The 12,639-nt window shown below is 59.2% G+C and carries 10 protein-coding genes and 1 pseudogene; 4 read left to right on the forward strand and 7 right to left on the reverse strand.

Annotated elements, in window-relative coordinates; genetic code table 11:
• Position 1: 1 nt before the first annotated feature.
• From H5P29_RS16855 to H5P29_RS16865, 3 genes are all read left to right on the forward strand, one after another.
• On the forward strand, positions 2 to 3,184 hold the full coding sequence (locus H5P29_RS16855; protein WP_210252493.1) for an efflux RND transporter permease subunit: 3,183 nt from the start codon (positions 2 to 4) through the stop codon (positions 3,182 to 3,184).
• 74 nt (positions 3,185 to 3,258) lie between these two features.
• Entirely contained in the window at positions 3,259 to 3,639 is a 381-nt protein-coding gene (locus H5P29_RS16860; protein ID WP_154384016.1) for a hypothetical protein, read from the forward strand.
• Positions 3,640 to 3,643: 4 nt separating this feature from the next.
• A complete protein-coding gene (locus tag H5P29_RS16865; protein ID WP_154384017.1) occupies positions 3,644 to 4,255 on the forward strand; it encodes a DedA family protein in 612 nt (203 codons plus the stop codon).
• A 151-nt stretch (positions 4,256 to 4,406) separates the two neighbouring features.
• On the opposite strand, the gene H5P29_RS16870 is transcribed toward H5P29_RS16865, so the two are convergent.
• The 7 genes and pseudogenes from H5P29_RS16870 to H5P29_RS16900 all read right to left on the reverse strand — a co-directional run bounded on the left by H5P29_RS16870 (position 4,407) and on the right by H5P29_RS16900 (position 11,653).
• Positions 4,407 to 4,616 (reverse strand): hypothetical protein, encoded by a 210-nt coding sequence (locus H5P29_RS16870; protein WP_154384018.1) that lies wholly within the window; start codon positions 4,614 to 4,616, stop codon positions 4,407 to 4,409.
• Positions 4,617 to 4,756: 140 nt separating this feature from the next.
• On the reverse strand, positions 4,757 to 5,914 hold the full coding sequence (locus H5P29_RS16875) for an acetate/propionate family kinase (RefSeq protein ID WP_154384019.1): 1,158 nt from the start codon (positions 5,912 to 5,914) through the stop codon (positions 4,757 to 4,759).
• A gap of 15 nt (positions 5,915 to 5,929) precedes the next feature.
• Positions 5,930 to 8,323: a phosphoketolase gene (locus H5P29_RS16880; RefSeq protein WP_154384020.1), complete on the reverse strand. Its 2,394-nt coding sequence runs from the start codon at positions 8,321 to 8,323 to the stop codon at positions 5,930 to 5,932.
• A 52-nt stretch (positions 8,324 to 8,375) separates the two neighbouring features.
• The gene (locus H5P29_RS16885) at positions 8,376 to 8,834 is read right to left on the reverse strand and encodes a diacylglycerol kinase (protein WP_154384021.1); all 459 of its coding nucleotides are present in this window, start codon (positions 8,832 to 8,834) and stop codon (positions 8,376 to 8,378) included.
• 57 nt (positions 8,835 to 8,891) lie between these two features.
• Positions 8,892 to 9,506 (reverse strand): annotated as a pseudogene (locus H5P29_RS16890) (ABC transporter ATP-binding protein); the annotation flags it as partial.
• Entirely contained in the window at positions 9,494 to 10,642 is a 1,149-nt protein-coding gene (locus H5P29_RS16895) for an ABC transporter permease (RefSeq protein ID WP_154384023.1), read from the reverse strand. The gene H5P29_RS16895 and the pseudogene H5P29_RS16890, both read right to left, overlap by 13 nt.
• 3 nt (positions 10,643 to 10,645) lie before the next feature.
• Positions 10,646 to 11,653, reverse strand: coding sequence for an efflux RND transporter periplasmic adaptor subunit (locus H5P29_RS16900; protein ID WP_185910109.1), 1,008 nt, complete (start codon positions 11,651 to 11,653; stop codon positions 10,646 to 10,648).
• 182 nt (positions 11,654 to 11,835) lie between these two features.
• Between H5P29_RS16900 and H5P29_RS16905 the strand changes: the two genes are divergently transcribed.
• Positions 11,836 to 12,294 carry a host attachment protein gene (locus H5P29_RS16905; protein WP_185910110.1) on the forward strand — a complete coding sequence of 153 codons (459 nt, stop codon included), beginning with the start codon at positions 11,836 to 11,838 and terminating at the stop codon, positions 12,292 to 12,294.
• Positions 12,295 to 12,639 lie beyond the last annotated feature (345 nt).

Genomic DNA, 12,639 nt, shown 5'->3' on the forward strand with positions numbered 1-12,639 from the left:
GATGAGTTTTGGTATTGCCGGGGGCTTGACGCGAGCTTTCATCGCCTCGCCACTGACGCCGCTGTTCCTGGTCGCTGCCTTCGCCTTCGGACTCATAGCTCTGTTGACATTGCCACGTGAGGAAGAGCCGCAGATTTCGGTTCCGATGGTTGATATCCTTGTGCGCGCTGACGGCCTGAAGGCCGATGATGCCGTCAAGCTGGTCACCGAACCGTTGGAAATGATCGTCAAAGGAATAGATGGCGTGGAGCACGTCTATTCGCAAACTGGCGACGATCAAGTGATGGTAACCGCACGCTTCATCGTCGGAACGTCATCCGACGCCGCGGTCTTGCGTGTCCATGACAAGGTCCGCGCGAACTTGGACCGCATCCCGTTCGGCGTCCCCGAACCGCGCATCGTCGGCCGCGGCATTGACGATGTTGCGATCGTCACGCTGACGCTTTCGCCCAACCCAAATATGGCCGATCGCATAACGGCGAATGATTTGACGCGCATCGCACGCGAATTGCGCACCGAGATTGCCAAGATCGACGATGTCGGCCTGACTTATCTCGTCGGCGAAACGGCAGAGATCATACGGGTGGCGCCGCGTCCCGAAAAGCTCGCTCTCTACGGCGTCACGCTGCAGCAGCTTGCCGCCAAGGTTTCCGGAGCCAACAAGGCTTTTCCTGCTGGCGGGGCCAGGGATGATGGTGAGCAGATCGCCGTCATTGCGGGCGAGACGCTGAGTTCACCAAACCAGATCGGCAATCTGTTGGTGACGACGCGTGATAACCGTCCAGTCTATGTCCGTGACGTGGCCGACGTTGCCTTCGCAACCGACACGGGGGAAATTCTGGTATCGACGGTCCTACGATCGAAAAATGGAGTTTCGCGCGTTCCTTCGGTCACGCTGGCCATTGCCAAACGTGCGGGTTCGAATGCGGTGACAGTTGCGGAATCGATCCTGCACCGTGTCGAAATGCTCAAAGGAAGCCTCATTTCGGGCGAGGTGTCGGTCGGAGTCACGCGCAATTATGGCGAGACCGCCAACGAAAAGGCGAACGAGCTGCTTTATCATCTCGGGCTCGCCACGGTCTCGATCATCCTTCTTGTCTGGCTGGCCATCGGGTGGCGTGAAGCCGTAGTCGTCGCTGTCGTTATTCCCGTAACGATCCTGCTTACCCTCTTCGCTTCGTGGTGGATGGGCTATACGCTCAACCGCATATCGCTTTTTGCCCTCATCTTCTCGATCGGCATTCTCGTCGACGACGCAATCGTCGTCATCGAAAACATCGCGCGCCACTGGGGCATGGGCGACGGCCGCGAACGCAAGGATGCTGCAATTGAGGCGGTTGCGGAGGTCGGCAATCCGACCATCGTTGCGACACTTACCGTCGTCGCTGCGCTTCTGCCGATGCTTTTCGTGTCGGGGATGATGGGACCCTATATGAGCCCGATTCCTGCAAATGCGTCGGCAGCGATGATCTTTTCGTTCTTCGTCGCTGTCACGGTAACACCTTGGTTGATGCTCAGGATCGCCGGTAGGGCAACCCCGATCAGTCACCACCAGGGGCATGGCGGGCTGCTCGGCCGCACCTATGCCGCCGTGGCGCGTCCGATCCTGTCGTCGAAAATCGCAAGTTGGTCGTTTCTGCTTGCAGTCGGCATTCTTACCCTCGGTTCCCTTGCGTTGTTCTACACCAGGGATGTGACCGTCAAGCTGCTTCCCTTCGACAACAAGTCAGAGCTATCGGTCACGATCGACCTGCCCGAGGGCTCCTCCGTCGAAGCAACCGACGGGGTTGCGCAGGAGGTCGCGCGCATAGTTCTGGCTCTGGAGGAGGTGATGTCGGTCCAGACGCATGCCGGGGCTGCGGCACCTTTCAATTTCAACGGCCTGGTGCGCCATTCCTTCTATCGGACGGAGCCGCAACAGGGCGATGTCGCCATAAACCTTCTGCCCAAAGCGGAGCGCATCCGCTCCAGCCATCAGATGGCGCTCGAGATTCGAGAGCGCATCAAGGCCGTGTCCATGCCGTCGGGCACCAGCCTAAAGGTCGTCGAACCGCCGCCTGGGCCACCCGTCATGGCAACGCTTCTGGCAGAAGTCTACGGACCCGATGGCGAGACCCGGCGAAAAGTCGCGGAGAAGGTCGAGATGGCCTTTCGGTCGGTTCCATTCATCGTCGACATCGACAATTCCTATGGGCAGCCCGCGCGTCGCCTGCGTATGCGGATTTCAACCGACGACGCAGAGTTCTTCCATGTCGAAGAGAGCGACGTCTTCGACACGATCGCAATCCTTAACGGCGGCACGACGGTCGGCTATTCCCATCGCGGAGGCGGCCGGCAACCAATCCCCATCCGCATCGAACGGCCGAAGGGCGATAGGGTTGTCGACGAGCAGTTCTTGGCGACGCCGCTTCCAGCCAACGTACTGCCGGGCGATCGCGGCGTTGTCGAACTCGGCGACGTTGTGCGGGTCGCCGAAGAGCGTGCGTCGTTTCCGGTATTCAGGCACAATGGCCGCGCTGCCGAAATGGTAACGGCTGAACTCGCTGGAACGTTCGAAGCCCCCCTTTACGGCATGCTTGCGGTGCGGGAGGCCATCGATGTGCAGGACTGGACGGGGCTTCCGAAGCCCGTCATCTCGCTGCATGGCCAACCGCAGGATGAGGGTTCCTCGACGCTCCTTTGGGATGGCGAATGGGAGGTTACCTGGGTGACCTTCCGCGACATGGGCGCAGCATTTGTGGTCGCGCTGCTTGCCATATACATTTTGGTCGTTGCGCAGTTCGGCTCCTTCAAGCTGCCGCTTGTGATCCTGACACCGATACCGCTGACCTTCATCGGCATACTGGGTGGCCATTGGCTGCTTTCCGCGCCGTTCTCGGCGCCCTCTATGATCGGGTTCATCGCGCTCGCCGGCATCATCGTGCGTAACTCAATCTTGCTTGTCGATTTTATCCGTCATGCCAACACCGGCGAACTGCCTCTGACCGAGATACTGATTGAAGCTGGTTCAATTCGTTTCAAACCGATCCTACTCACCGCGCTCGCAGCCATGATTGGCGCGGCGGTAATTCTGTCGGATCCGATCTTCCAAGGGCTCGCCATCTCTCTGCTGTTCGGTCTTGCTTCGTCGACATTGCTCACGGTGCTCGTCATCCCGGCGATCTACAGGGTGCTGAGGACGTAGATGAGAAATGAACAAATGACCCTGGCAAGTCCCGCTGAAAGAACTCCAACAGACATGCAAGGTCGGGCAGGGTAATGCGCATCCGCTCGAACAAGATACCGGGCCGCCTGGCAAATCTGATCCTGCTGGCTGCGTTCGTCACCGCACTTGTTGCCAGTGGGTTCTTCGCGATTCGCCTGACCGTCCATGCGGTCTATTGGTCATCGCACCGCGACGAGCCGATCGAACCATGGATGACAGTGGGCTATGTGGCCCACTCCTACAATCTGGAGCCGAAAGCGCTGTTCAGTGCGCTTGATCTTCCGACAGGTGTTTCGGACAGGCGGACCCTTGGCGACATAGCATCGGCCAAGGGCGTTTCGTTTGAGGCGCTCAAATCCACCATCGAAGCGAGCATAGGCAGGAGCCGGCAGCAATCGAACGGCGGTCTGTCCGATAGAATGAGCGGCAGCTAGGCCCATGAGCGATGCGGCGATGGCTTTTCTCGCGGACTATGGTGCCTTTGCGTTGTTCGCCATCCTTGCTCTCGGTAGCCTCGGCGTACCGCTTCCTTCGTCGCTCGCCCTGCTCGTGGCCGGTTCGCTGGTGGCGCGCGACCAGTTGGATTTGGTCTCCATCTTCGCGTGGGGGATTGCCGGCGCTGTGTTGGGTGATCAGGTGGGCTACCTGATTGGCCGCCTGGGAAGCGAGGGGCTGGCCGAAAGGCTAGCCGACAGGCTGCATATGGCCGACACTCTTAGCCATGCGCGGACAGTAACTGTCCGATGGGGTGCAATCAGTGTCTTCCTTACCAGGTGGCTGCTTAGCCCGCTCGGTCCGGGAGTCAACATTGTTGCCGGTATGATGGCCTATCCTTGGTCACGCTTTACCGTCTGGGGTGTCTTCGGCGAAGCTGTCTGGGTGTTCCAGTATGTTGGGTTGGGAATACTTTTCAGTCGCAGCATTCTGGCTGTTGCCGACATCCTCGGCGATTTGGCGTGGTTCCTTGTGTTTGCCGTAGTTGCCGGTTTGCTTGGCCTGAAGATTCTATATGAAAGGCGGATTGGCTCGGCTTCGTTGCAGTCGCATTAGGCTCTTGGCGAGGTTATCCTCGCCGGCCGGAGCCTGTCGGATTACCGGTGGCCCCCAACGGTCTGCTGTCATTCGTCGGTTGCGCCGAGCCCTGACAACCGAACGATCGTGAGGCATCGAGCGAGACGGTCTGGAACGCTCGGCTGCGGGACTAGTTGGTTGGTCGAACTGACAGCCAAATCTTGGGCAGATGCTCCGGCCTGGCCATCGCAAGTCCGAGGGCCAGCGCCTCTTGCAGGTCAGTTGTGTATTTCGCGCTTCCTTCGAAGCCACCGAAATAATTGACCCGGATGACGCCGCCTCGCTTGCTGATTGCTACGCCCACCGCACGCAGGCGTTCCTGAACTTCGCGATACTTCATTGGCTGTCCCCGCCCGAATGTCCCGGAGCCGCAGCAGCGGTTCGCTTCAATCCTAGAAACGCATCAACGGCAACGCTTTGACTTGGGTCAACAGGGTGGGAAGCCAAATGATCTGCAGGGTTGCGCGGGGCACCGACCTTTCAGGACTGAAACTTGGACATCTGTCTGGCAATGGACAGTTCCTCGTTCGTGGCAATCACACGAACCTCCACCTTGCTGTCGGGATGGCTGATCACGTCGCCGTCGCGCGATGGATCGAGTTTGACCCCCAACCACTGGAGTCGCCGGCAAATCGCCTGCCGTATTTCTGTTGCGTGTTCGCCGACCCCTCCAGTGAAAACCAGAAGCTCGATGCCTTCGATCGAACTGGCAAGAGCCGCAATGGCCCGTGAAATGCTGAACACGAACAAGTCGATGGCCTCGGTCGCCCGTGGATCGCTGCTGGAAAGCAGGGCGCGCATGTCGCCCGATATGCCCGACACGCCGAGTAGGCCCGATCGACGATACAGCAGGTCCTCGACCTCGGTGACCCCCAGCCCTTGCGCTTTTTGCAGATAGAGCAGGATGCCGGGATCAATCGAACCACAGCGTGTGGCCATCATCACCCCATCCAGTGCGGTGAAACCCATGGTCGTGTCCTGGCTCTTCCCGTCGACCATGGCGCAAAGACTGCAGCCGCTGCCCAGATGGGCAACAATAGTCCTCTGCTGCAAAAGCCGAGGTGAGATCTCGCCCAGATGGTGGGAAACATATTCATAGGACAAGCCGTGAAAGCCGTAGCGACGCACGCCATCGCTTTCTAACTGACGGGGAAGCGCATATCGGCTGGCGGGCGGCCGCATCGAGGAATGAAAAGCCGTGTCGAAACAGCCAATCTGCACGAGGCCCGGCTGTAGCTCAGCCAACGCCCTGACGGGCGCGAGGCTCGCGGGCTGGTGCAACGGGGCGATGGGGGTGAGTTCGTCAAGTGCGGCGATAACGTCCGTCGACAGGCGAGTTGGTGTCACAAAGCGGCTTCCGCCATGAACTATGCGGTGGCCGACCAGCTCCAGCGGCCGGCCGTCCAAGAACGGCTGGAGAAACTCGATAAGTCCCTCCAGCAACAACACCGTTGATCTCGCGGCAACAGGTCGGCCGTCGGCGAGAATTTGGCCCGACGAGTGCTTTGCCGAAAAACGGGGAGATCCGCCAAGGCCATCGAACACGCCGCGTAACAACTGCTCCGGGCCAGCAGGCGACTGCGTGAACAGCCCGAATTTCAAGCTGGAAGATCCTGCGTTCAGCGCCAGAAGAGCCATGTGGTTCTTCCTTTCTCAGCCCCGCCATGACCAGTTGCGCACCTCGGGCATGTCTTCTCCATGATCTCGGACGTAATGCCAGTGTTGTGAGAGACAGTTCTCGAAATAGGCCCGCGCTTCTGCAGCCTTGGGCCCAAGGTTGCGGACGCGGTCGATAGCTTCGATGGCGAGATGATAGCGGTCCATCTTGTTGAGCACGGTCATGTCGAAAGGCGTAGTGGTGGTACCTTCTTCTTGGAAGCCGCGAACGTGGATGTTCTCGTGGTTGTTGCGGCGATAGGTCAACCGATGGATCAGATAAGGGTAGCCGTGATAGGCGAAGACGACCGGTCGGTCCGCAGTGAACAATGCGTCAAAAGCTGCATCTGTGAGGCCGTGGGGATGCTGGCTAGCCGACTGCAACGTCATGAGATCCACGACGTTGACGACACGAATCTTCAGGTCTGGCAGGGCTTCCCGCAGCAGGCCCACCGCGGCAAGTGTCTCTAGCGTGGGTACATCGCCGGCGCAGGCCATCACAACATCGGGGCCGCTGTCGTCTTCGGAGCCGGCCCAATGCCAGATGCCTGCTCCAGCTTGGCAGTGGGCGATCGCGTCGGCCATGTTCAGCCATTGTTGCTGGGGCTGCTTTCCAGCCACGATCACATTGATCCGGTTAAAAGTGCGCAGGCAATGGTCAGTTGCCCAGAGCAGGGTGTTGGCATCGGGCGGCAGATAGATACGCACTATGTCCGCCTTCTTGTTGGCAACGAGGTCAACGAAGCCCGGATCCTGATGGCTGAAGCCGTTGTGATCCTGTCGCCAGACGTGCGACGTCAGAAGATAGTTCAGTGAAGCGATCGGTTGCCGCCAAGGCAGTTCCCTCGAAACCTTGAGCCATTTGGCGTGCTGGTTGAACATGGAATCGACGATGTGGATGAAGGCTTCGTAACAGGAGAACAACCCATGTCGTCCTGTGAGCAGATAGCCCTCCAGCCAGCCCTGGCAGAGATTTTCGCTCAAGACCTCCATGACGCGCCCGTCGCGAGCAAGGTGCTCGTCATAAGGCTCGATGTCGGCCATCCACACCCGGTCGGTGGATGCGAACACCGGATCAAGCCGATTGGAAGCAGTCTCGTCAGGCCCCATGATCCGAAAGTTCCGGGCCCCAGCGTTCAGCTCAACGATTTCCCTGAGCATCCGACCCATCGTCCGCGTCGCTTCCCCGTTGACGGAGCCGGGTGATGGCACATCGATTGCAAATGACCTGAAGTCGGGCATAGCCAGGTCGCGCTTCAGGCCACCGCCGTTGGCGTGCGGATTGGCTCCCATCCTTCTGATCCCCTTAGGAGCCAACGCCGCCAGCTCCGCGCGCAGCCTTCCCTGATCGTCGAATAGATTGTCGGGGTCATAGCTCCGCATCCATTGTTCCAGGATGTGAAGATGCTCCTCGTTTTGGCGTGGATCAGTGATCGGGACCTGATGAGACCGCCAGAACCCTTCGGTCTTCTTGCCGTCTATCTCTTTGGGACCAGTCCAGCCCTTGGGACTGCGCAATACGATCATCGGCCAGCGGGGGCGTTCGGCGCGACCCTCCCGCCTTGCTGCCGTCTGGATCGCCTCGATGCGATCACATGCAGTGTCGAGCGCCATGGCCATCTTTCCATGCATTTCGACAGGGTCCTCACCCTCGACGAAGATGGGTTCGTGCCCGTAACCTGTCAGAAGGTCATGCAGCTCGGACTTGTCGATGCGGGCAAGCACCGTCGGATTGGCGATCTTGTAGCCATTGAGGTGCAGGATCGGCAGGACGGCGCCGTCATGGACAGGGCTCAAGAACTTGTTCGAGTGCCATGAGGCTGCAAGCGTGCCAGTCTCAGCTTCGCCGTCGCCTATCACGCAGGCTACGACTAGATCGGGATTGTCGAAGGCGGCCCCATACGCATGAACCAGTGCATAGCCCAGCTCTCCGCCTTCGTGGATGGAGCCGGGGGTTTCAGGCGCGGCGTGGCTGGGGATGCCGCCGGGGAAGGAAAACTGCCGGAAGAGCGCGCGCATGCCGTCGGTGTCGCGGCCGATCTCGGGGTAAATCTCGGAATAGCTGCCCTCGAGATATGTATTGGCCACCATTCCCGGTCCGCCATGGCCTGGCCCGCAGACATAGATCATGTCGAGGTCGCGGTTCCTGATGAGGCGGTTCAGATGTGCGTAGATGAAGTTGAGTCCGGGTGTGGTGCCCCAGTGGCCAAGCAGGCGTGGCTTGATGTGCTCGGGCTTCAGCGGTTCCCGCAGCAGAGGGTTGTCCAGCAGATAAATCTGCCCGACCGACAGATAGTTCGCCGCCTGCCAATACCGATGGAGCAGATGGAGTTCTTCGGAATCGACGAATGCGTCGTCGATTTCGGCGAGTGATTTCTTGGCGCTCTGCATTCCGCGTTCCTTTCCAAGGTGGAAATGTCTTCGAGAGCGTAGTCAATGTGACTCAGCATGCGTTGAGCCATGTCAATTGTATGTCGAGTTGGAGTGCACTCTTCCGGTTGGGAGAGGGGAGACTGCGTGACCGCCTGCTATTGGTTACGCCTGGATGGCTTAGCTGTGTGCCGCCAAGAACAGCAAACCGACCGTCAGCGCGCCAAGGCAGACGAGCAACACGCCCGGCAGCCGCCATGTCCTTAACAACGCGAATCTCCGGATGTACTTCCGGATGCAGATGATCGACGAGGGCCTCAAGAGCCGAGTTGAACAGTTCCGCGGCCAGCACAACGGCAATCGCCAGCCCAATGACGGCCAGCCAGATACCAGAAATGCCGAGCAGGGCAGCGCCCAGGACAACGATCAGGCCAATCAGCGCTTGAGTGCGGAAACTGCGCTCACGTCGCCAGCCGTCTTGCAGTCCCTGAATGGCAAAACCAAAACGATGGAGAAATGCCTTGTTCTTCATTGTCGTGTCCTTGGAGGCAATCGTCCCGGGGCGGGCGCATCGCCACGATAAGCCAAGCTAGCCTGGGACCACTTCAGCGATCTTGCCGTCGACAAGATGGATGCGGCGATCCATGCGGGCTGCCATTTCGAGGTCGTGCGTAACCGCCACGATGGACTTGCCGCGTTCGCGCACGAGGTTTTGGAGTATCTCGAAAACTTGCTCGGAGCTTTTGCTATCCAGGCTTCCCGTCGGTTCATCGGCAAGGATGATCGGCGGGTCGTTTGCGAGCGATCGCGCCACGGCGACCCGTTGTCGCTGGCCGCCCGACAGTTGGTCAGGCCGTTTGTCGAGATGCTCGGCAAGCCCCAGGGATATGAGCAACTCGCTGGCCCGCTCGCGTATCTGGCTTCGTTCGAGGCGGCGCAGCTTGCGCATTGGAATCTCCACGTTCTCTCGCGCGGTGAACTCTGGCAGGAGAAAATGGAACTGGAAGACGATACCCATCATCGAAAGCCGTGTCCGGGAGCGCTCCTTCTCGTCCATGGGTCCGGTGTCGCGTCCACCGATCTTCAGTGTGCCACTGGTGGGGCTGTCAAGGAGCCCGAGCAAGTAGAGCAGAGAAGACTTACCGGACCCAGACGGTCCAGTAACGGCCACGAATTCCTTTTCGCCAATGCTCAGCGTGACATCAAATAGTGCAGAATGCTCCAAGTGATTGGCAGCCGGGTCATTTCCTGACCGGTCGCGGCGATTTCGAAGCGAACCTGCGATAGAGCGTAGGTCATTGCAAGGCCGAGGAGCCAACCGAACGCGCAGCCGGCAGCGCCGATTGCCAAGCCTTCCATCAGGAACATGCGACGCATGTCGGCTTCGGGGAAGCCGAGCGACTTCATGATGGCGATGTCACGCGCCTTCTCATGCGTGATGGTGGAGATGATGTTGTAGATGCCGAATCCGGCGACCAGCATGATCGCACCTACCACCGTGTACATGATGACGTTGCGGACAACGAGGGCCTCGAGGATGGATTCGTTCGCTTCCTGCCAAGCAACAGCCTTGTAGCCAAGCTCAGTCTCAGCCCGGTGCGCCACCGCAGGTGCGCTGTCCGGATTGTCGAGCTTAATTCGTATCTCGTTGATGGCGTTCGGGCGCGCTGACAGGATTTGAGCATTCTTCAGCAGAACGTAGGCCTCGCCTTCGTCACGAATCGTTGTCCCGGTATGGAACAGGCCCACAATTCTGAACGCGCGGGTAAGCCCGTCTGAGGAAACGGCCGTTATCGTGTCTCCAAAGCTGGCACCTAGCCGGGAAGCCATGGTGTCTCCGATCACCACGTTGTTGCCGCCCGCCGCGAGCGCTGCGAAGCTGCCTTCAACGAACTCCTCGATGATCGGCGAAACAGCGGATTCTCGCATCGGATCGATCCCGATGACCGCCGCGCCAGCTTCTCGATTGGAATAGCGGATAACACCTTGTGTCTTCAGGCTCGTTGAGAAGCGACCGGGAACCCAGGTGTCGAGCCAGGCTGCTGCAGCCGTCGGATTGATGATCCCACGCCGATCATCACGTGGCCTCAGCCCGGAAATGGCGGCAGTGGCAAAAACGTCCTCCGCAGGCTGCCGGGGTGCTGTGCGCATTTCGTCGGTGATGGCAACGTGAGGCATGGTGTTGATGAGCTGCCTAACGAAATCGTCCTGCCCACCCTGCATCAATGCGGCCATGGCAATTGAGAAGCCCACGCCAACAGCAACACCCAGGATGGCCACAACTGTCTGTCGCCCGCGTCCGGCGATATGCGTGACCGCAATGTCGAGAATGAGGGGCATGATCTACTCCTCTGGGCCTGAGATGATCACACGGCTACCGTCGGCGAGGTCGGCAGGATAGGGAGTGACGACGAGGGCCTTTTCGTCGAGGCCAGCCAGAACCTCGGTGCTGCCCGTGCCGCGGATGCCGATACGAATATCGCGCCGTCGCGACCTGCCGTCCTCGACAACGAAGACATGGTTCTGGTCAACCGCAGCAGAGGGAATGAGCAGGGCATTCTTCGAGACTTGGACGACGATGTTGATGTCTGTCGACATCCCGATGCGCAGCGGTGTTTCATCGGGCAGCCGAAAGCGGACGCGATAGGTCTTCGTCGCCGGATCGCCTTTTGGCGTAATGCTGTCGACTTGAGCCTCGAGTTTTTGCTTCGGAAAGGCATCGGCTCTAAGAAGGGCGCGTTGACCAACTTCGACGCGGGGAATGTCCTCTTCGTTGACATCTGCGACCACGAGCAGTGGTTTTGGCTCCCCGACCCAAAACAAAACCGTACCTAGCTCGGCGACCTCGCCCACTTCACCATCTTGCCTGAGAACGATCCCCGGACTGGGCGCTCGCAGAACATAAGTCTCGAGCCGGGCTTTCCGCCCAGCGACCAGGGCTTCAATTTGCAGAAGCTCGCTTTGGGAGCGATCGAGCGCTTGTCGGCTGGCCGCGTTCCGTTCGGCAAGTACGGACAAGCGCCGAAAATCCTCTTGGGCCAGCGAGCGTCGTGCCTCAAGTTCGGCCAGTGCCGCGCGCTCTTCGCTATCATCCAGACGAGCCAGAACGTCGCCTTGTGAGACCCGGGACCCTTCGCAGTTGCATTGTTCGACGATACGTTCGCGAACCACCGGGGCCACTTTCGCCCAGGTCCGTGGTTCGACTGTACCGCTTGCATAGACGATTTCGGCCGCGTCTCCGCGCGACATCGTCGCAACCGACACGCTTGGGGGGCTCCAGAAATACCAGGCGGCAGCTCCTGCCACCGCACCGATAGCAACAAGGCTGTATATGTATCGTGCCAGCCGCACAGCATTTGCTCCTGCTAGGTCTTATGCCGCTGCCAGAAGGGAGGTTCGCTCGCCCGGTTGCTTCGCCCGCCTTCAGAAAACGGACTTTGTTCCATGCGCGCCTTGACCCCGGTCAAAGCGAGGTGGCGAGCACCGACTTATTCTCTTGCGACCATCAAGAACCACTTCGAAAGGAATGCGCCATGAAACGCAAGAAAACGTGGATTTTGGTAGCGGATGGTGCTCGTGCTCGCATCATTCGTCAAATGGAGGGCGACAACGAGGACGCAGCCTTGTTGGACGATCTGGTTTTCGAGGTGAATCACAAAACACTGCGCGAGATCATGTCGGACAGACCCGGACGCAGCTTTGCGTCCAAGGGAAGACGGCGCTCCGCGATGGAGTACGCGTCTGACCCAGTCCAAGAGCAAGAGGTGCAGTTCGCGATTACGCTCATTGAAGAATTGGGACGGCGCTACGCCGACCATGAATTCGATCATCTTGCGATCGTCGCCGAGCCACGCATGCTCGGGACACTGCGTCAGAACCTACCCGGAGTTCTGGTTTCCACACTGGTGAAAGAGGTCGCAAAAGATCTCACCAAACTGCCGAAGCTCCAGCTTATGCAAGCCCTGAACAAGCTCGATATCCAGGTTTGTTGAAATGCGGATCCATGCGAACAAACAAGCGAGGAGATGCGTCAGACAGCATGTGACATGCTGGACCAATCGAGCGAATGCCGATCACAGAGGCAATCACATGTACCGTTCCGTGGGGGCGCGAGTGCCCGCGAGATTTTGCCTTCACGCCCTTAACCAGGGACAGAGAGCCAGAAAGCGAAAGCCCGGATATCTATATGTCCGGGCTTTTTTCCCTATCGATCTAGGCGAGCCAACTTTGAGTGTCGGATGAGCCATCTATCTTGACGCTGAGCAAGATACGGTGACGCGTCAGGGTATTTTCAACTTTGGGTGGCCGCCCAAGAGGCAGCTCTCCGTGCATCCTCA

The sequence above is a fragment of the Aminobacter sp. MDW-2 genome, from assembly GCF_014250155.1.
Lineage (GTDB): Bacteria > Pseudomonadota > Alphaproteobacteria > Rhizobiales > Rhizobiaceae > Aminobacter > Aminobacter ciceronei.

What these genes read in the sequence shown, in the direction of transcription:
- H5P29_RS16855 (WP_210252493.1), top strand. Translation starts at nt 2, where the DNA reads ATGAGTTTTGGTATTGCCGGGGGCTTGACGCGAGCTTTCATCGCCTCG.
- H5P29_RS16860 (WP_154384016.1), top strand. Translation starts at nt 3,259, where the DNA reads ATGCGCATCCGCTCGAACAAGATACCGGGCCGCCTGGCAAATCTGATC.
- H5P29_RS16865 (WP_154384017.1), top strand. Translation starts at nt 3,644, where the DNA reads ATGAGCGATGCGGCGATGGCTTTTCTCGCGGACTATGGTGCCTTTGCG.
- H5P29_RS16870 (WP_154384018.1), bottom strand. Translation starts at nt 4,616, where the DNA reads ATGAAGTATCGCGAAGTTCAGGAACGCCTGCGTGCGGTGGGCGTAGCA.
- H5P29_RS16875 (WP_154384019.1), bottom strand. Translation starts at nt 5,914, where the DNA reads ATGGCTCTTCTGGCGCTGAACGCAGGATCTTCCAGCTTGAAATTCGGG.
- H5P29_RS16880 (WP_154384020.1), bottom strand. Translation starts at nt 8,323, where the DNA reads ATGCAGAGCGCCAAGAAATCACTCGCCGAAATCGACGACGCATTCGTC.
- H5P29_RS16885 (WP_154384021.1), bottom strand. Translation starts at nt 8,834, where the DNA reads ATGAAGAACAAGGCATTTCTCCATCGTTTTGGTTTTGCCATTCAGGGA.
- H5P29_RS16895 (WP_154384023.1), bottom strand. Translation starts at nt 10,642, where the DNA reads ATGCCCCTCATTCTCGACATTGCGGTCACGCATATCGCCGGACGCGGG.
- H5P29_RS16905 (WP_185910110.1), top strand. Translation starts at nt 11,836, where the DNA reads ATGAAACGCAAGAAAACGTGGATTTTGGTAGCGGATGGTGCTCGTGCT.